General features: G+C 69.1%; 20 protein-coding genes. 15 read left to right on the forward strand and 5 right to left on the reverse strand.

Going from position 1 to position 18,421, the window contains the following annotated elements; translation table 11 throughout:
• Nucleotides 1-44 precede the first annotated feature (44 nt).
• The 10 genes from AB0H62_RS38295 to AB0H62_RS38340 all read left to right on the forward strand — a co-directional run bounded on the left by AB0H62_RS38295 (nt 45) and on the right by AB0H62_RS38340 (nt 11,061).
• Entirely contained in the window at nt 45-902 is an 858-nt protein-coding gene (locus tag AB0H62_RS38295) for an NAD(P)-dependent oxidoreductase (RefSeq protein ID WP_360591565.1), read from the forward strand.
• A gap of 179 nt (nt 903-1,081) precedes the next feature.
• A complete protein-coding gene (locus tag AB0H62_RS38300; RefSeq protein ID WP_220238436.1) occupies nt 1,082-1,477 on the forward strand; it encodes a DUF948 domain-containing protein in 396 nt (131 codons plus the stop codon).
• Nucleotides 1,474-1,776 (forward strand): hypothetical protein, encoded by a 303-nt coding sequence (locus tag AB0H62_RS38305; protein WP_220238437.1) that lies wholly within the window; start codon nt 1,474-1,476, stop codon nt 1,774-1,776. The genes AB0H62_RS38300 and AB0H62_RS38305 overlap by 4 nt, the downstream gene beginning before the upstream one ends.
• Nucleotides 1,777-1,882: 106 nt before the next feature.
• On the forward strand, nt 1,883-4,546 hold the full coding sequence (gene alaS / locus AB0H62_RS38310; protein WP_220238438.1) for an alanine--tRNA ligase: 2,664 nt from the start codon (nt 1,883-1,885) through the stop codon (nt 4,544-4,546).
• Complete coding sequence (gene ruvX, locus AB0H62_RS38315) at nt 4,536-5,036, forward strand: Holliday junction resolvase RuvX (protein WP_220238439.1); 501 nt, start codon at nt 4,536-4,538, stop codon at nt 5,034-5,036. Before alaS ends, ruvX begins: the two co-directional genes overlap by 11 nt.
• A gap of 704 nt (nt 5,037-5,740) precedes the next feature.
• Nucleotides 5,741-7,273, forward strand: coding sequence for an endolytic transglycosylase MltG (gene mltG / locus AB0H62_RS38320; RefSeq protein ID WP_360591568.1), 1,533 nt, complete (start codon nt 5,741-5,743; stop codon nt 7,271-7,273).
• Nucleotides 7,260-8,123: a shikimate dehydrogenase gene (locus AB0H62_RS38325; protein WP_220238441.1), complete on the forward strand. Its 864-nt coding sequence runs from the start codon at nt 7,260-7,262 to the stop codon at nt 8,121-8,123. The genes mltG and AB0H62_RS38325 overlap by 14 nt, the downstream gene beginning before the upstream one ends.
• Nucleotides 8,124-8,187: 64 nt before the next feature.
• The gene (locus AB0H62_RS38330; protein ID WP_360591570.1) at nt 8,188-9,465 is read left to right on the forward strand and encodes a GrpB family protein; all 1,278 of its coding nucleotides are present in this window, start codon (nt 8,188-8,190) and stop codon (nt 9,463-9,465) included.
• A complete protein-coding gene (locus tag AB0H62_RS38335; RefSeq protein WP_220238443.1) occupies nt 9,462-10,100 on the forward strand; it encodes an HAD-IA family hydrolase in 639 nt (212 codons plus the stop codon). Before AB0H62_RS38330 ends, AB0H62_RS38335 begins: the two co-directional genes overlap by 4 nt.
• A 19-nt stretch (nt 10,101-10,119) precedes the next feature.
• Nucleotides 10,120-11,061: a D-2-hydroxyacid dehydrogenase family protein gene (locus AB0H62_RS38340; RefSeq protein WP_360591572.1), complete on the forward strand. Its 942-nt coding sequence runs from the start codon at nt 10,120-10,122 to the stop codon at nt 11,059-11,061.
• Between the two features lie 129 nt (nt 11,062-11,190).
• Here the strand turns inward: AB0H62_RS38340 and AB0H62_RS38345 are convergent, their stop codons facing one another.
• Nucleotides 11,191-12,006 (reverse strand): serine hydrolase domain-containing protein, encoded by an 816-nt coding sequence (locus AB0H62_RS38345; protein ID WP_360591574.1) that lies wholly within the window; start codon nt 12,004-12,006, stop codon nt 11,191-11,193.
• A gap of 372 nt (nt 12,007-12,378) precedes the next feature.
• Between AB0H62_RS38345 and AB0H62_RS38350 the strand changes: the two genes are divergently transcribed.
• Nucleotides 12,379-12,777, forward strand: coding sequence for a hypothetical protein (locus AB0H62_RS38350; protein ID WP_220238446.1), 399 nt, complete (start codon nt 12,379-12,381; stop codon nt 12,775-12,777).
• An 87-nt stretch (nt 12,778-12,864) separates the two neighbouring features.
• Nucleotides 12,865-14,007 carry a glycosyltransferase gene (locus AB0H62_RS38355; RefSeq protein ID WP_360591576.1) on the forward strand — a complete coding sequence of 381 codons (1,143 nt, stop codon included), beginning with the start codon at nt 12,865-12,867 and terminating at the stop codon, nt 14,005-14,007.
• A gap of 76 nt (nt 14,008-14,083) precedes the next feature.
• Here the strand turns inward: AB0H62_RS38355 and AB0H62_RS38360 are convergent, their stop codons facing one another.
• Genes AB0H62_RS38360 through AB0H62_RS38370 form a run of 3 tightly spaced genes read right to left on the reverse strand, consistent with a single transcriptional unit; the run spans nt 14,084 to nt 16,434 of the window.
• Nucleotides 14,084-14,353, reverse strand: a complete 270-nt coding sequence (locus tag AB0H62_RS38360; RefSeq protein ID WP_220238448.1) for an HPr family phosphocarrier protein — start codon at nt 14,351-14,353, stop codon at nt 14,084-14,086.
• Nucleotides 14,354-14,386: 33 nt separating this feature from the next.
• Entirely contained in the window at nt 14,387-15,628 is a 1,242-nt protein-coding gene (locus AB0H62_RS38365; RefSeq protein ID WP_220238449.1) for a PTS transporter subunit EIIC, read from the reverse strand.
• Nucleotides 15,625-16,434, reverse strand: a complete 810-nt coding sequence (locus AB0H62_RS38370) for a GntR family transcriptional regulator (RefSeq protein ID WP_220238450.1) — start codon at nt 16,432-16,434, stop codon at nt 15,625-15,627. The genes AB0H62_RS38365 and AB0H62_RS38370 overlap by 4 nt, the downstream gene beginning before the upstream one ends.
• Before the next feature lie 165 nt (nt 16,435-16,599).
• Between AB0H62_RS38370 and AB0H62_RS38375 the strand changes: the two genes are divergently transcribed.
• Nucleotides 16,600-16,911, forward strand: coding sequence for a PTS glucose/sucrose transporter subunit IIB (locus AB0H62_RS38375; RefSeq protein ID WP_255637710.1), 312 nt, complete (start codon nt 16,600-16,602; stop codon nt 16,909-16,911).
• The gene (locus tag AB0H62_RS38380) at nt 16,908-17,363 is read left to right on the forward strand and encodes a PTS glucose transporter subunit IIA (RefSeq protein WP_220238451.1); all 456 of its coding nucleotides are present in this window, start codon (nt 16,908-16,910) and stop codon (nt 17,361-17,363) included. The genes AB0H62_RS38375 and AB0H62_RS38380 overlap by 4 nt, the downstream gene beginning before the upstream one ends.
• Nucleotides 17,364-17,444: 81 nt before the next feature.
• On the opposite strand, the gene AB0H62_RS38385 is transcribed toward AB0H62_RS38380, so the two are convergent.
• A complete protein-coding gene (locus AB0H62_RS38385; protein WP_220238452.1) occupies nt 17,445-17,882 on the reverse strand; it encodes a Rieske (2Fe-2S) protein in 438 nt (145 codons plus the stop codon).
• A gap of 127 nt (nt 17,883-18,009) precedes the next feature.
• Between AB0H62_RS38385 and AB0H62_RS38390 the strand changes: the two genes are divergently transcribed.
• Complete coding sequence (locus AB0H62_RS38390) at nt 18,010-18,414, forward strand: hypothetical protein (protein ID WP_220247518.1); 405 nt, start codon at nt 18,010-18,012, stop codon at nt 18,412-18,414.
• Nucleotides 18,415-18,421: the final 7 nt, after the last annotated feature.

An 18,421-nucleotide genomic window follows, 5' to 3' on the forward strand; every position in this document is an offset into this window, starting at 1 on the left:
TGACCCCATCTGCGGGCCGGGGTACCGACGGGCACGATGGAGCCATGACCACTGTCGCCTTCCTGGGCACCGGAATCATGGGCCACCCGATGGCCGCCAACCTCGTCCGCGCCGGCGTCTCGCTGCGCGTGTGGAACCGCACGCGGGGCAAGGCCGAGCCGCTGGCCGCCGACGGCGCCACGGTCGCGGACACCCCGGCCGAGGCCGCGGCGGATGCCGACGTGCTCGTCACGATGCTGTCCGACGGGCCCACGGTCGCCGAGGTCTTCGCCGCCGCGGAAGTCAAGGCCGGCACGGTCTGGCTGCAGATGAGCACGGTCGGCACGGAGTGGATCGCCACGCTGGCCGAGGCCGCCGAGAAGGCGGGTGTCGTGTTCGTCGACTGCCCGGTGATGGGCACGAAGGTCCCCGCCGAGCAGGCGCAGCTGCAGGTCCTGGCCGCCGGGCCGGACGACGTGCACGAGACCGCCGCGCTGATCTTCGACGCCGTCGGCTCGCGCACGCGCTGGCTGGGCACCGTGCCGGGCACCGCCACGCGGCTGAAGCTCGTGATGAACGCCTGGGTGCTCGCGCTGACCAACGGCACGGCCGAGAGCCTCGCGCTCGCCCGCGCTCTCGGCGTCGACCCGCAGCTGTTCTTCGACGTGATGGAGGGGACCGGCTTCGACGTCGGCTACGCGCGTATGAAGGGCCCGCTGATGCTCTCGGGCGACTACCCGACGAGCTTCCCCGCCGCGCTGGCCGCCAAGGACGCGCGGCTCGTGGTGGAGGCCGCGGGAGACGCGGTCGACGTGGCCGGGGCCGCGGCGACGCTCGCCCACCTGCAGGCCGCCGTCGACGCCGGCCACGGCGAGGAGGACATGGCGGTGCTGTACCGGGCGGTCGCCAAACAGGACGACTGATCACCACCACCCGAACGCTGCGCCGGCTCGCCCGGTGGAGGTTCCGCACGGGGCACAACCGCAGGTCGGAACCGGTTCGGCTGCGCTGAGTGACCGACCGGCGGGGCGACACCGCCGAACGGCTGGCCAGGCGGTAACCTCACTGACACCGAAGACCCGTGCAACCCCGAGGAGGGCCCGTGTCGGCAGGGCAGATCGCCGCGCTGATCGCCGCAGGAGCATTCGTGGTGCTGGTCTTGCTGCTGGCGATCCCGCTGCTCAAGCTCGGCCGGACGCTGGACGAGGCGACGATCGCGATCCGCAAGGCCCACGAGAACACCGACCCGATCCTGCTGGGTGCCAACGAGACGATCACGCACGTGAACACCCAGCTCGAGCGCGTCGACGGGATCACTGCCAACGCGCAGGCCGTCACGGGCAACGTCTCGGCCCTGTCCTCGGTGTTCACCGCGACCCTCGGCGGCCCGCTCGTGAAGACCGCCGCGCTGTCCTACGGGATCAGCAAGGCGATCCGCGCGCGCCGCAAGAAGCAGGAAGCGAAGGCCCAGCGACCCGCTCGCCGGAGGAAGAAGTGAAGCGTCTGTTCTGGCTCGGCGTCGGCGTGCTCGCCGGCGTCGCGCTCACCCGCAAGGCCGGCGAGACGGTTCGTCAGGCCACGCCCTCGGGGTTAGCATCGAACCTGGGCGAGGCCGTGCGCGAGCTGGCCGGCGCCGTCGGTTCGTTCGGCGCCGAGGTGCGCGCCGGGATGAGCGAACGGGAGCAGGAGCTGCACGACATGGTCGAGGAACGGACCGGCTACATCGCGCCGCCGGGTGGCGCGGGCCGGCACGCCGCCGCGCGCCCGGTCCGGCGAGCTCGCCGGGCGGAAGGCTGATCTTCTCGCGTCCGCGAGCAGTGCCTTCCGCCGTCGCCGCCTCCCCCTTTTCCCGGTCCGATCTTCGCGCCGAGCGGTGCGCGGACCCCAGCCCGAGGACACACCCGTGGACACACACGAGATCACCGAACGATTCCTGCGCCATTACGAGGAGAAGGGGCACACCCGCGTGCCCAGCGCCTCGCTGATCCTCGACGATCCGAACCTGCTGTTCGTGAACGCCGGCATGGTGCAGTTCAAGCCGTACTTCCTCGGTGAGGCGCCGCCGCCGTACTCGCGCGCGACCAGCGTGCAGAAGTGCGTGCGCACGCCCGACATCGACGAGGTCGGCAAGACCACGCGGCACAACACGTTCTTCCAGATGGCGGGCAACTTCTCGTTCGGCGACTACTTCAAGGAAGGCGCCATCGAGCTGGCCTGGGAGCTGATCACCGGGCCGCAGTCCGAGGGCGGCTACGGGCTCGACCCCGACCGGATCTGGGCGACCGTGTTCGAGGACGACGCCGAAGCGGCGGGGCTGTGGCGCAAGCTCACCGGCCTGCCATCCGAGCGCATCCAGCGGCGCGGCATGGAGGACAACTTCTGGTCCATGGGCATCCCCGGCCCGTGCGGCCCGAGCTCCGAGATCTACTACGACCGCGGCCCCGAGTACGGCCGCGAGGGCGGGCCCGTCGCGGACGAGGACCGCTACATCGAGATCTGGAACCTGGTGTTCATGCAGAACATCCGGGGCGAGGGCGCGGGCAAGAAGAGCTTCCCGATCCTCGGTGACCTGCCGGCGAAGAACATCGACACCGGCATGGGTGTCGAGCGCGTCGCGACGATCCTGCAAGGCGTCGAGAACGTGTACGAGACCGACCTCGTCCGCCCGGTGATCGGCCGCGCCGAAGAGTTCTCCGGCCGCCGCTACGGCGCCAACCACACCGACGACGTCCGCTTCCGCGTGATCGCCGACCACGCGCGCACCGGTGTGCTGCTGATCGGCGACGGCGTGACGCCGGGCAACGACGGCCGCGGCTACGTGCTGCGCCGGCTGCTGCGCCGCATCGTCCGCTCCACGCGCCTGCTGGGCGTGCAGGAGCCGGTGCTGCAGGCGTTCGCCGAGGTCGTGCGCGACACGATGGGCCCGACGTACGCGAACCTCGTCACGGACTTCGACCGCATCTCCGAGGTCGTGCGCGTGGAGGAGGAGGCGTTTCTCGCCACCCTCACCAGCGGTTCGCGCATCTTCGACCTCGCGGCGGCCGAGACGAAGAAGTCCGGCGGCGACCTCCTCGCGGGCGACAAGGCGTTCCAGCTGCACGACACCTACGGGTTCCCGATCGACCTCACCCTCGAGATGGCGGCCGAACAGGGCCTGACCGTCGACGAGGACGGGTTCCGCACGCTCATGGAAGAGCAGCGCACCCGGGCGAAGGCCGACGCGGCCCAGCGCAAGCACGGCCACGGCGACCTGTCGGAGTACCGCAAGCTGCTGGAGCGCAACGGCGAGACCGAATTCCTCGGCTACACCGACCTGCAGGCCTCGGCCAAGGTCGTCGGCCTGCTCGAAGACGGGCAGCCGGTGCGCAGCGTCGCCGCGGGCCACAAGGCCGAGCTGGTGCTCGACCGCACGCCGTTCTACGCCGAGAGCGGTGGCCAGGTCGCCGACATCGGCGTGCTGCTCGGCAACGGCGTGAAGATCAACGTGCTCGACGTGCAGAAGGTCGTGCCGGGTCTGTTCGTGCACCGTGTCGAGGTCGCCGAGGGCGAGGTCGGCATCGGCACCGAGCTCACCGGCTCGGTGGACGGCGCGCGTCGCCTCTCGATCGAGCGTTCGCACTCGGCGACGCACCTCGTGCACGCGGCCGTGCGCGGGGCGTACGGCAAGCGCGCGGCGCAGGCCGGCTCGCTCAACTCGCCGGGCCGGATGCGGTTCGACTTCACCACGCCCGCCTCGGTGTCGACCGACATCCTCACCGAGGTCGAGGAAGAGGTGAACGACTACCTGCAGACCGACGTCGAGGTGCAGAGCTACATCACCACCAAGGACAAGGCGCTCGAGCTGGGCGCGGTCGCGCTCTTCGGCGAGAAGTACGGCAACGACGTGCGCGTCGTCGACATGGGCGACTACTCGCGCGAGCTGTGCGGTGGCACGCACGTGGACCGCATCGGCCAGCTGGGCCTGGTGAAGCTCGTGGGCGACTCATCGATCGGGTCTGGTGTGCACCGCGTCGAGGCGCTGGTCGGCCCGGACGCGCTCAAGCACGTGCGCAAGGAACAGCTGCTCGTGTCGCAGCTGGCGAACACGTTCAAGGTGCCCACCGACCAGCTGCCCTCGCGCATCGAGGACGTGCTTTCGCGGCTGAAGAACGCGGAGAAGGAGATCGAGCAGCTGCGCACGCAGCAGGTGCTCGGCTCGGCGGGCGCGCTCGCCGACAAAGCGCAGGACGCCGGCGGCGTGTCGGTGGTCGCGGAGGTCGTGCCGGACGTCGACGGCAACGGGCTGCGGGCGCTCGCGTCCGACGTCCGGGGCCGGCTGGGCGCCCGGCCCGGCGTGGTGGCGCTGTTCGCGCCGTCGGGCGACAAAGTGGCGTTCGTCGTCGCGACTACGGCCGCGGCGCGCGACCAGGGCATCGCGGCGGGCAAGCTCGTGCCGTCGTTCGCCGAGGCCATCGGTGGCCGCGGCGGCGGCAAGCCCGACATGGCACAGGGTGGCGGCAGCAACCCGGCCGGCGCGCAGCAGGCCGTCGAGGCGCTGCGTGCGGCGGTCGCCGGCGTTGGCCGCTAGCTCGCGGCGGGGCCCGGATCGACCCGGTGAGTCCGATCCGGGCCGCGGCAGGCGGCTCGGGGTCGATGTCGGGTCTGTCCGGGTGGGGGTGGCGCTGAGCGATCCCGCCCCCATCCTCGCGAGCCCGCTCGTTACCCTCTCCCGTGATGCGAAGGACGACAGCGATCTGGACAAGCTTGCCGAACTCGTCACCGAACACGAGGTGGTCGAGGTGATCGTGGGCTTGCCGAAGACACTGGCGAACCGAACCGGACCCGCCGCGCAGATCGCGGTGGAGTACGCCGACAAGCTGGCCACGCGGGTCGGCGACGTGCCGGTGCGCCTCGCCGACGAACGGTTGACGACGGTCACGGCGTCCCGAATGCTTTCCCAGCGGGGGGTCAAGGGACGCAAGCAGCGGGCGGTGGTCGACCAGGCCGCCGCCGTCGAGATCCTGCAGGCCTGGCTCGACGCCGCCGCCGCGCAGCGCGCCCGGAAAGGCGAGTCATGACCGAGCCCCGCGGTCCCGAAGACCAAGGCGGCCGCCGACGGTTGCGCGATCCCGGCACCCCACCGCCGGGCGGGCCGCGGCGAGCCCGGCGCACGCCGCCGCCGTCCGGCGCCCATGAGCAGCCGCCGCGTTCCCACCACGCCGCCCCCGAGCCGTACGACGACGCCCCGCCGCCCCCACCGAGCGGCGGCCGACGGCGCCGTCGCGAGGCCTCGGACGAGGTGCCGCCTCCTCCTCAGGCCCCTCCGCCGGGCCCACCGGGCTCTCCGCCCGCCACCGGCCGTCGCCGCCGACGCGATCCCGCCGACGTGCCTCCGCCTGACTTCCCGCAGCCCTCGGGTGACCCTCGCCGAGGCGATCCGCCGCAGCCTTCCGGCGACCCGCGGGGTGCCGGCGAGATGCCGCCTCCGCCGCCGGGCCCGCCCGCCGGGCCGCGCCGCCGTCGCCGCGCCGAGCCGGGCGACGTGCCTCCGGCACCGCCGCGCCGCCGTCCGCGCTCGGACACCGGCGACCTGCCGCTGCCCGGCGACCCCGGCCCTTCGCGCCCGGTCCGCCGTCCCGGCCCTCCGGACGGCTCCATGCCGCCGGATCCACGTTTCGCAGGTCCTGTGGACGGCTCGATGCCGCCTGACCCGCGCTTTGCCGGCCCGGTGGACGGTTCGATGCCGCCTGACCCGCGTTTCAACGGCCCGGTCGATGGCTCCATGCCGCCGGACCCCCGGTTCGCCGGCCCGCCTGACGGCTCCATGCCTCGCGACCCCCGCTTCGCCGGTCCCGTCGACGGTTCGATGCCGCCTGACCCGCGCTTCGCCGGCCCGCCCGACGGCTCCATGCCGCCCGACCCGCGGCTCGGCAGGCCGGGTCCGTCGCCGAGGCGCAGGCCGCAGCCGGTCGAGCACCCGACCGACGTGATCCCGGCCGTGCCGGACTCGGCGCCGCAGGAGCGTGAGCAGCTCGACGACCTGTTCGGCGACGACGACTACGAAGACGAGTACCGCGAAGACGGCGAGTACGACCAGGCGTACGACGACGAGGAGTACGGCGAATACGAGGACGCCGAGTACGAAGACGAGGAGTACGCCGAAGAACCCGCGCCCGCCAAGAAAAAGAAGAAGCGCAAGCGCAGCAAACGCGCGCTCGGCTGGGTCGCGGCGCTGCTGGTCCTCGTGGTGTTCGCCGGCGGCGCGTACTACGGCTACCAGAAGATCTTCGGCTACAACGACTTCGACGGCACCGGCGAAGGCAGCGCGCTCATCCAGGTCGAAGACGGCGACACCACGTCGGCGATCGGCGGCAAGCTGGTGGACGCGGGCGTCGTCGCGAGCACCTCGGCGTTCGTGAAGGCCGGCGCGGAGAACACCGCGCTGAGCCGGATCCAGCAGGGCTACTACCTGCTCAAGCAGCACATGTCCGGCGAGAGCGCGGTGTCGCTGATCACCTCGCCGGGCGCGCACGTCGGCCGGCTGGAGATCCGCCCGTACATGCAGCTCGACGACGTGAAGCAGCCCGGCGACAAGGTCGCGCCGGGTATCTACTCGGCGATCTCCAAGGCCTCGTGCGCCGAGCTCGACGGCAAGAGCACCTGCGTCTCCACGGACGCGTTGCGCAAGACCGTCGCGGACGCCGATCTCAAGACGCTCGGCGTGCCCGACTGGGCGGTGGACCCCGCGCAGAAGGCCCTGAGCAAGGACAAGCGCATCGAAGGCCTGATCGCGCCGGGGCTCTACGACGTCAAACCGGGCTGGACTGCGTCGGAGCTGATCACGAACCTCGTGAAGCAGTCGGCCTCGGCCATCCAGGCCGCGGGCTTGAGCGCCCAGAGCACCGGGCCCAAGCAGACGCCGTACCAGACGCTGATCGTCGCGTCGCTCATCGAGCGCGAGGCGATCACCCCCGATTTCCCCAAGATCGCGCGGGTCATCTACAACCGGCTCGACCAGAGGATCAAACTCGGCTTCGACTCGACCGTGAACTACGTGGTCGACAAACCGACCCTGCTCACGAACAAGGCGGATCGGGAAGCCCCGGGGCCGTACAACACGTATCTGAACTACGGCCTCCCGCCGACCCCGATCGGGGTGCCCAGCACCGACGCCATCAAGGCGGCGCTCGACCCGCCGGACGGCGACGAGCTGTACTTCGTGAAGTGCGAGAAGGACGGGCACTCCTGCTTCGCCACGACGCTGACCGACCACAACAAGAACATTGATCTGGCGCATTCCCGTGGCGTCTTCTGACGGGCCCCGCAAGGCCGCGGTGCTGGGCAAGCCGGTCGAGCACTCGCTTTCGCCGGTGCTGCACCGCGCGGCGTTCGACGCGCTCGGGCTCACGGGCTGGACGTACGAGCGCGTGGAGACCGGGGCCGACGAGCTGCCCGGGTTCGTCGACGGGCTCGGCCCCGAGTGGGTCGGCCTGTCGGTGACGATGCCGGGCAAGCGCCGGGCGCTCGACCACGCGGCCGAGGTCACGCCACGCGCGGCGGCGGTCGGTGCGGCGAACACGCTGGTGCGCGTCGAGGGCGGCTGGCTCGCCGATTGCACCGACGTCGACGGCGTCACGGGCGCACTGCGGGCCGCGGGTGGGTACGCACCTTCGCCGGGCGACCGGGCGGTGGTGCTCGGAGCCGGCGGAACGGCGGCGGCCGCGGTGGTCGGGCTCGCCGCGCTGGGCGTGGCGTCCGCGAGTCTCGTGGTGCGGGAGCCTAGGCGGGCGGGGGAGACGCTCGACGCGGCCAAGCGCGCGGGCCTCGATGTCGAGGTGCTCCGGTGGTCCGAAGTGGACTTCCCGGCGCTGGCGGCGCGCACGGCCGTGCTGGTGAACACCGTGCCGCCAGAGGCGGTGCTGGCTCACATCTCCGCGCTCGCGGGCGTGCCCAGCGTGCTGGACGTGATCTACCACCCGTGGCCGACGCCGCTGGCCGAAGCCGTCGCCGCTCGCGGTGGCCGGCTGGCGACGGGGCTGGACATGTTGCTGCACCAGGCGTTCGGCCAGGCGGAGCACTTCACGGGCCGGCCCGCGCCGCGTGAGGAGATGCGCGCTGCCCTGCGGGCGGCGACCGGGGACATCCTGCCGCTGCCGATTTCCTGAGGCGTGCCGGCTGCCGAATCGCTATCCTGGCCGACTGCCCATTCGCCGTTGATCAGGGGGATCCTTGCCGTCCACGAGCCAGCAGCCGCACACCGACGACGAAATCCGCGAGTCCTGGGTCGACGAGCCGCCGCGCCTCGACACCACGGTGACGCTTGCCGAGTACGACTCACAGTGGCCGGTGTTGTTCGAACGCGAAGCTGAGCGAATCCGCACAGCTCTGGGGGAGAACGTGGTGCTGCTCGAACACGTCGGGTCCACTTCGGTACCCGGCCTCGCCGCCAAGCCGATCATCGACATCCTGCTGGAAGTCCCGGACTCCGACGACGAGGACGCCTACGTGCCGGCGCTCGAAGCCGCGGGCTACCGGCTCGTGATCCGCGAGCCGGACTGGGAGAAGCACCGCTGCTTCACCGGGACCGACCCGAAGGTCAACCTTCACGTCCATTCCCCGGGCAACGGCCAGACCGAGCGATACCTGCTCTTTCGTGATCGGATGCGCACACATCCTCAGGAGCTGGCGACATACCTTGCGAAGAAACGCACACTGGCTGCGAAAACCTGGACGTACATCCAGCACTACGCGGACGCGAAGAGTGAGGTCATCGACGAGATCGTCGGCCGCGCCCGCGCCGCGCGGCTCGAAACGGCGCAGTACGACGGGTTCAGCCAGGCCTACGCCGAGCACGCGGCGAAAAGCGTGACGAACGCGCTGTACGACCGCCCGGCGATCGTGGAGCTGGCCGGTGACGTGACCGGCAAGCGGGTCCTTGACGTCGGGTGCGCGGCCGGTCATCTGAGCGCGTTGCTCGCCGGCCGAGGTGCCGACGTGCTGGGTGTTGACATCAGTGAAGGCCTGATCTCCTTGGCGCACAAGGAGTTCGGTGGCCTGGCGAAGTTCGAGGTCGCCGACATCGCGAAGCCACTGTCCCTTGAGGACGGTTCGATCGACGTCATCACCGCGTCCCTTGTCCTGCACTACCTGGCAGATTTCGGACCGACGTTGTGCGAATTCCACCGCGTGTTGCGCCCGGGCGGACAGCTCGTGTTCTCGGTGCACCACCCCGGCGAGGACTGGCACTGGTTCGAGCGCGAGAACTACTTCGAGACCGAGCTGCTCGACGACGAGTTCCTGCTCGGTTCCCACCGTCAGGCGGTGCAGTTCTACCGCCGGCCGCTCAGCTGGACGTTCGACGCGGTGCGCGACGCGGGGTTCACCGTCGACCGGCTGGTGGAACCGATGCCCGTGGCCGAGGCCGACGCGGCCGACCCGCGGATCGCAGAGGGGCTGCGGACGAAGCCGCGGTTCCTGTACTTCCGTTGTGTGGCAGGAGAAGCATGATCCTGGAGTGCCGTGCGGTGCTGTTCGACGTCGACGGGGTGCTAGTGGACTCCACGGCTTCGGGCGAGCGGTCGTGGACGCGGTGGGCGCGAGAGCACGGGCTGGACCCGGCCGTCGTGCTCGACGGGGTGCACGGCCGCCGGTCCACGGAGACGGTGCGGATGCACCTGCCCGAAGCCCAGGCCGACGAAGGCCTGCGCCGGATCGACGAGCTGGAGATCGGCGACGCCGGCACCACCGTCGCGATCCCCGGCGCGGCCGAGCTGCTCGCGAGCGTGGCAGGGAACTGGGCCGTGGTGACCTCGGCGTCGCGGCCGTTGCTCGAAGCCCGGCTCGCCGCCGCGGGCCTGCCGCTCGCGCCCGTGGTGGTGACGGCCGCCGACGTGTCGCGGGGCAAACCGGACCCCGAGGGCTATCTGCTCGGGGCGCGGCGGGTCGGCGTGCCGATCGGCGAGTGCGCGATCTTCGAGGACAGCGGCAACGGCCTGGCCGCCGCGGTGGCGGCCGGCCCCGCCGCCGTGGTGGGCGTGGGCCGCGGCGCGCTGGACTCGCCCGCCGCGCCCGTGGTCCAGGATCTGGCCGGGATCCGCTGGACCGGCGCCGGCTTGCGGGTGGACGCTGTTCTGCGCGCCTGAGCGGACTACGGTGGGGCGCATGAAGATCGCGATCCTCGACGACTACCAGAACGTCGCGCTCAGCTACGCCGACTGGGACTCCCTCGGTGCCGACATCGAGGTCATCACCGAGGCCTTCACCGGCCCCGACGACGTGGTCCGGAAGCTGGCCGGCTTCGACGTCGCCGTGGCGATGCGCGAGCGCACGCGGTTTCCCTCGGAGGTGCTCGATCGACTGCCGGATTTGCGCCTGTTGGTGAGCACCGGCCGTCGCAACGCGGCGATCGATGTCGCGGCGGCGAAGCGCAACGGGGTCGTCGTGTCGGCGACGGGGTACCTCGGCTCGCCGACGCTGGAGCACACGTGGGCGTTGATCCTGGCCGCGGCGCGGAACCTGCCGGCGGATGTGCGGTCCATGCAGGAAGGTGGGTGGCAGGTCGGCGTCGGGACCGTGTTGAGCGGGAAGACGCTGGGCCTGCTCGGGTTGGGGCGCCTGGGGAGTGCTTCGGCGAAGATCGGGCAGGCGTTCGGAATGGAGACGATCGCGTGGAGCCCGAATCTGACGCCCGAAAAGGCCGCGGAGCACGGGGTGACGGCTGTCGGCAAGAAAGAGCTGTTCGAGCGTAGTGATGTGTTGTCGGTGCACGTGGTGCTGTCCGACCGTAGCCGCGGGTTGGTCGGGGCCGCGGAGCTGGCGCGGATGAAGCCGACGGCGTTGCTGGTGAACACGTCTCGTGGGCCGATTGTGGATGAAGCTGCGTTGGTGGATGCCTTGCGTTCGCGGCAGATCGCCGCGGCGGCGTTGGATGTGTATGACGTGGAGCCGTTGCCGGCTGATCATCCGGTTCGTGGTCTCGACAACGTGATTCTGACGCCGCACGTCGGATATGTGAGCCGGGAGACGTACGAGATCTTCTATCGGGATGCGGTGGAGGATATTGCGGCTTTTCAGGCTGGGGAACCGATCCGCGTCATGGAGTGAGGTTTTCGGTTCGTCGCCTTGGGTGGTGGGCCTGGTTGCGTAGGTCCGTCGCCTTGGGTGGTGGGGCAAAACGCCCCAATGTGGCGTTGGTTGCGTTGAGCGCACCGAACGCAACATTGGGGCGGTGAGTCAGCCCTTCAGTTCTGCCAGTACCGCATCCGTGAACGGGGGCCACACCTCGGCTGCCCACGGGCCGAACGAGCGGTCCGCCAGGGCGACGCAGGCGTGGCCTGCTTCGGGGTCCACCCAGAGGAAGGTGCCGGACTGGCCGAAGTGGCCGAAGGTGCGCGGGGAGCTCGCGGAGCCGGTCCAGTGCGGAGACTTGTGGTCGCGCAGCTCGAAGCCGAGGCCCCAGTCGTTGGGTTTCTGGTAGCCGAAGCCGGGGAGGACGCCGTTGAGGCCGGGGAAGGCGACGTCGGTGGCGGCGGCGAGGGTGGAGGGCGCGAGGAGCTTCGGGGACTGCAGTTCGGCGGCGAAGCGCAGTAGGTCGTCCACAGTGGACGTGGCGCCGGAGGCGGGGGAGCCGTCCAGGGCCGTGGTGGTCATGCCGAGGGGGTCGAGCAGGGCTTCGCGCTGGTAGTCGGCGAAGGCGATGCCGGAGTGTTCGGTGAGGGTTTCGGCCAGGACCTCGAAGCCGGCGTTGGAGTACAGGCGGCGGGTGCCAGGCGGGGCCATCTCCTTGTGCGCGTCGAAGGCGAGGCCGGAGGTGTGCGCGAGCAGGTGCCGCACGGTGGAGCCCTCGGGGCCGGCGGGCGTGTCCAGCTCGACCACGCCCTCCTCGAGCGCGATGTGCGCCGTGTACGCGGTGAGCAGCTTGGTCACCGACGCCAGGCGGAACACGCGGGCGGAATCGCCGCGGCGGTCGCGCACCGCGCCGTCGGCGGAAACCACCCCGGCCGCGGCGTTGTCCACCGGCCACTTGTCGATCAGGCGCAGGCTTTCCATGTAGCCAGCTTAAACATCCCGGTTACGCGCGAAGGGGCCACCCGGTGTCGGGCGTCCTCTGCGGGCCTGGATCGGCTGCCTGCATCGTCTGGTCGGTGCTGGTCAGGGCGATCGGGCAGTGGTGACTTGATCACTCGATTGGCGGGTTTTCGCGTGTGAGATTGCCGGATACTGTCGAGATCGCAGGGGGAGGGGACGAGGTGGCGGTTTACTGCCGTCGCAGATTTTAAACTGTGCTTTCATTGGCGGCTTGGAATAACAGCCACTGGGCTGGCCATGCAATTTTCGCTGTGTCTGTCGACGCAGTTCTGTGGATTGTCGCCTGAAAATCTCCCGTCGTAGGTTTACATTAACGTTTGGGAAGGAAGCGCTATGTCGACCGATGCGAGGGAAGGGTTTCTTGGTCGCATTGAGGAAGATCTTGCCGCCCCAGTGCCGGCGAGGCGGTCGGGATCGGGACGCCGCGCCTTGAAATCTGGGCTGGCTGTGGGCGCTTTGGCTGCTTCTGCGGTGCTTTCCGGGTTTGGTGGTGTCGCTTCGGCTGAGTCGATGTCTGCGAGCTCGGCCGCAGCTCCCGCGAGTTGTTCGACGCCTGATCCGATTCCGCGGACGCAGTCGAAGTGGTGCAACCTGGCCAATTTCGTTTTTGCCTATGAGTACGACTATTCGCCCAATGGTGGAATCGTGTATTGCTATGTTTTCGATCTCACTGTCTATAATGCGCCGTGCGGCGGCACGGTTCATGTTGGAGAGAAGGAAGCATGCGCGTGACCGCGTGACCGCGTGACCGCCAGGTTTTCTGGGCGTGGGGCGAGTTTTCACGTCTTGCCTCACGCCCGCCTGCCGAAGGGGGACAATATGAGATATTTGCCGGTCCACGTGGTGATTCTGGCCAAGGATGAAGAGCGTTGTATTGGCCGCTGCCTTGACAGTGTCATCGGGCGCGGGTTCTCGAGCATTGTGGTCCTGGACACGGGGTCGGTGGACAGTACTTGCGGGTTGGCGGCAAGTTACGAGGCACATGGCGTGCAATTGGTTCGGATTCCATGGATGGAATCCTTTGCGGCCGCCAGAAATCGGGCACTTGAGCTATTTGACAGCGTCTGGGTCTTTTTCGTTGATGCTGACGAATGGCTCCCCGTGGGAGAGGTTGAGAAACTCTTTGGCGGATTGAGCGCACTTGCCAATCAGCCTCGGGAAGATCTGGCCATCGCGCCGGTTATTTACGATGTCGACCGCGATTCCTGGGTAAATGAAGTGCCGCGTGTGTTCTTCGCAAGCGGCTGCATAGAGTACCGAGGTGAAGTTCACGAGTATCCGGTGGTGTCGGCTGATGGTGACTCGCCGGTTCGCCTGCATAAACTCAACTTCACGCTCAATCATGACGGTTACGGTAGGGAGGTGGCTGTCCGGAAGCGAAAGACGCAGAGAAATCTGGCGCTGCTTTCGGCTGCGCGAGAGCGCGACCCTGAAAACCCGAGATGGCTGTATTTTAGTATCCGCGACGGCCTTCCATTGCACAGTCCTGAATTTCTCCTGCAGGCCTGCAATAAACTCGTAGAAATGGCTGATCACAAGTCGTCTGGCGGTGACCGTACGAACGCCGGCGAGTATCTCCGGCGCGCTCTTCCTCTCGCGTCTCAGAACCTGGGGTTCCACGGCTGGTGGAGCGAGGTGGAACGGAACTGTGTCGTACTTGACGAGTTGGACGGCGAATGCAGTCCAGATGCACAGTATTTACGCAGGATTTCGGATCTCTGGCTAGGTGGTCTGCCTGATTCCTCGTTGAGCGAGCTCATTCGCATTCGTAAGGATGACCGAATCGTAGCGAAGAGTACCCTCTGTCCGCAGGGAAGGCACTTGGATGCGGTTATCGCGGCCGGAATTGAGGCGCGATACGGAGGCGACGAGGCTGACCGATACCGGGATATGTGTGCGCCCTGGGATGACATGTTCTTCGTGTCATCGAGAATTCGGATGCCTCAGGCGGAGTTGGCTTGAACGCTGGTAGCCAGTGGTTCTTGAAGCCGCAAAGGGCGGGGGCGGAGTGTGAATCCGCCCCCGCCCGAGCAGCCTGTCAGTTGCCGTCGAGATCCGTGGCGACGAGCTCCGCCACCGCTTCGATCGCGGCGTCGGCGCCCTCGCCCTCGGCGCTGATGACCACCTCGTCGCCGAAGGCGGCGGCGAGCGTCATCAGGTTGAGCACGCTGCCGGCGGCCACCGCGTCGCCGCCGGCCTTGGCGATGGTCACCGCGACGGGTTGCGCCGCGGCCGCCTTGGCGACCAGCGCGGCCGGCCTGGCGTGCAGGCCCACCTTGCTGGCCACGGTGACTCGTTTCTCCGGCATGGTCGTCCTCTCTCGGTTTTCTTGTGGTCGAGCTTACTTCGCGGCCGTGCGGTCGAGGTCGGCCTCGATGGAGTCGTCCTCGCGGCCCGGTGTCTTCAGGTTCCACTTCGTGATCACGAACCGGAAGACCACGTAGTAGATCGCGGCGAAGACCAGGCCGATCGGGATCAGCCAGACGACGTTGTGCGCGGTGTCCAGCGACGAGTTCAGGGCGAAGTCGATCGCGCCGCCCGAGAACGAGAAGCCGAGGTGGATGTTGAGCGCGTTGCAGACCGCCAGCGAAACACCGGTCATGATCGCGTGGAAGATGTAGAGCGGCCACGCCACGAACATGAACGCGAACTCGATCGGCTCCGTGACACCGGTGATGAACGAGGTCAGCGCAGCCGAGATCATGATCGAGCCCACGAGCTTCTTCTGGCCCGGCTTCGCGGTTTGCCAGATCGCGAGCGCCGCGGCGGGCAGGGCGAACATGAAAATCGGGAAGAAGCCGGTCTGGAAGATGCCCGAGCCCTGGACGTGGTTGTTCAGGAAGTTCGGGATGTCACCGCCGTTGAAGACGAACCACACCGGCACGTTGAGCAGCTGGTGCAGGCCGATCGGGATCAGCAGGCGGTTGAGCACGCCATAGATGCCGCCACCGACCACCGGGGAGCCGACCACAGCCTTGCCGACGTCGTTGATCGCGGCGTCGACGTACTTGAAGACCAGGCCGAAGATCACGCCGAGGATGATCATCGCGAACGCGGTGACGATCGGCACGAAGCGGCGGCCGCCGAAGAAGGCCAGCCAGCTCGGCAGCTTGATCCGGTAGTAGCGCTGCCACAGCAGGGCGGCGACGATGCCGCTGATCACACCGGTCAGCACGCTGTAGGGCCAGTGGATCGGCGACGCGTCCCACGCGGGCTTGTAACCCTGCTGGCTGCTGATCGGCGCGATGGCCTGGATCACCTTGTTGAACACGATCCAACCCACGACCGCGGCGACGGCTGTCGAGCCGTCGCCCTTACGCGCGAAGCCGACCGCGATACCGATGGCGAACAGCAGCGGCAGCCAGTCGAACAGGCCACCGCCCGCTGCGCCGATCACGGCCGAGACCTTGTCCCAGCCCAGGCCCTTGCTGCCGAAAACGTCGTCCTGGCCCAGCCGGTTGAGAAGACCGGCAGCGGGCAAGACGGCGATGGGCAGCATCAGGCTGCGGCCGAAGCGCTGCAGCCCGGCGAGCCCGCCGCCGCTCTTCTTGCCCTTCGCCCCCTCTGTGGTGGTGGCGCTCATCGTCGGGTACCTCCGTGGTGGGGTTGGTGGCCGGAATCCGGGGTGTTCCGGTCCAACTGCATGGTCACCTGGTAGTGGTCTCCCCGGTACCAGGACGTCATGTCCTCCACCGGTTCTCCGCCTGCGCTGGAGACCCGGCGGAAAACGAGGAGCGGAGTGCCGGTGCGCATGCCGAGCAGGCGCGCCGTCTCGCGATCCGCGGACTCGGCCCACACCGTCTGGTACGCCTGGTCCGGCCGCAGGTCGTAGGCCTCGGCCAGCTGGGCGTACAGGGAACGGGTGAGGTCGAGGTCGAGCAGTCCGGGCGTGCGGCCCGCGTGGTACCAGCCGCGTTCCACGGCCAGCGGCACGCCGTCCGCGCGCCGCAGCCGCACAAGCCGGTGGGCCGCCACGCCCTCGGCGAGGCCGAGTGCGTGCGCCGAGGTCACCGGCGGGACCTCGAGCGACGTGGACACCACCTCCGTGGTCGGGGTGAGCCCGCGCCGGCGCATGTCGTCGGTGAAGGACATCAGGTAGAGCTGCAACTCCATGCGGCGCGCGGCGGTGAACGTGCCCTTGCCGCGCACCCGGGCCAGCAGGCCCTCTTCGACGAGCTTGCCGATCGCCGAGCGGACCGTGAGGCGCGAGACACCGTAGCGCTGGGCGAGCTCCCGCTCCGACGGGATCGGCGAACCGGGCGGGAGCTCGCGCTCCACAGACCGGCGCAGGATCTCGCGCAGCTGGGCGTGCTTGGGCGTGGGCCCGTTGATCACCCGGTCGACCCGGTCGACGCCGTCGGGCGGCGGGACGTGCGCGGCAGCGCTCATCGATGTCACCCTCCTCGTGTCGTCGCACCGGGCGACCGGTGCTCGCGTCTTCGCCGGAAGATTGGTACGTTCCGGTCTAGACCAATAATTCCGATGGGGCAGAATGCTCCGCCTCGCGAGTGGGTGTCAACCACCGTTATACGTTCGTGGCCTGCGGCGACGTGCATGCCGACGAACGGCGTAGTACTGGTGGAGCGCACTGGCTCACGTGGGGAACCAACGGGAAACGAGGAGGCCGCGATGGCGGATGACAGGCCTGAGAAGATTCTCGCGGCGCTCGGCGGCGTGGACAACGTCGTCGAGATCGAAGGCTGCATCACGCGCCTTCGCTGCGAGCTGGAGGACACCAGCCTCGTCGACGAGGCGGCGCTCAAGGCCGCGGGCGCGATGGGCGTGGTGAAGATGGGCTCCGCGGTGCAGGTGATCGTCGGCCCCGAGGCGGACACGATCGCCAGCGACATCGAGGACCTGATGTGAGCCTCGAAATCCTGAGCCCCGTCGCGGGCGAGGTCGTCGCGATCACCGAGGTGCCCGACCCGGTGTTCGCCGAGGCGATGGTCGGCCCCGGCATCGCCGTGAAGCCGAGCGGCGGGCGCTCCGACGCCGTCGCGCCGGTCGACGGCACCGTCGTGACCCTGCACCCGCACGCCTTCGTGGTGGCGACCGAGGACGGGCGCGCCGTGCTCGTGCACCTCGGCATCGACACGGTGAAGGAGAAGGGCGAGGGCTTCACCCTCCACGTGGTCAAGGGCGAGTCGGTGCGCGCCGGCCAGCCGGTGATCGGCTGGGACCCCGAGGCCGTGACGGCCGCCGGCTACTCGCCGATCGTGCCCGTGGTCGGGCTCGACGCCCAGGCCGACGTGCTCGCGGGCCTCGAGCCCGGGCGCACGGTCGCGGCGGGCGACCCGCTGTTCAGCTGGAACGGCTGAGGAGTTTCACGCCGAAAGGGCCCCTTGTGGACGGTGATCGTCCACAAGGGGCCCTTCGCGTGCGTTGGGTGGTTTACGTCGTCAGGCGGTGACGACCTCTCCGTTGTCGACCTTCACGTTGATCTTCGGCAGCGGCTTCTCGGCCGGGCCGTTCTTCACCGCACCCGTGAGCGAGTCGTACACCGAACCGTGGCACGGGCAGTGGATCTCGGCGCCCTGCGGCGGGTTCACGGTGCAGCCCTGGTGGGTGCAGATGGCGCTGAAGCAGTTCACGGTTCCGGCGGTCGGCTGGGCCACGATCACGTCCTGGCCGTCGGGGGTCTTGGCGGACTTCGCCTGGCCGACGGGCACGTCGGACAGCGCGATCACCTTCCCGCCGGGCTTGGGGGCGTCGCCGCCCGAGGAGCCCGAGTCCGAGCCGGCGCCACAGGCCGCGAGGGCGACGGTGCCCACGGCGACGCCGGCGACGGCGGCCCCGGTGGTGAGAACGGAGCGGCGGGTGTGCAGTTCGGCAGTCATGCCCCTACTAACGAGATGATCGCCCGGCTGGTTCACCCGTTCACCGCAAAGCGTTGTCCGGTGAACCGGATCGGCCGTGTCCCCGTGTAATGGGGGAGAGGATTCAGACGGGGTGAAGGAGAACATCATGCTGGCCAACTGGATGCGAGGGTTGGGCGCGATCGGGCTGGTCGGGTCCGCCGCGGTCCACTTCTACCTGTACTTCGGCAGCGGCTACTCGGACATCGCCGTGGTCGGTCCGCTGTTCCTGGTGAACGGGATCGCCGGGATCGTGATCGCCGTCGCGCTGCTGTTCTGGCACCACTGGGTGCCGCCGTTCTTCACGCTCGGCTTCGGCGGCGTGACGTTGCTCGCCTACCTGCTGTCGGTGACCGTGGGCCTCTACGGCGTGCACGACCAGTTCAACAGCCAGTTCGAGTACTGGGGCGTGGTCACCGAGGCGCTGTGCGTGATCTGCGGCCTGGTGCTGCTGGTGCAGGAGGTGCGCGCCAGGCAGTCTTCCGGCGGGCACGCGGTGCCGGCCGGACGCTGACCGGGGC

The organism is Amycolatopsis sp. NPDC050768, assembly GCF_040654155.1.
GTDB lineage: Bacteria > Actinomycetota > Actinomycetes > Mycobacteriales > Pseudonocardiaceae > Amycolatopsis.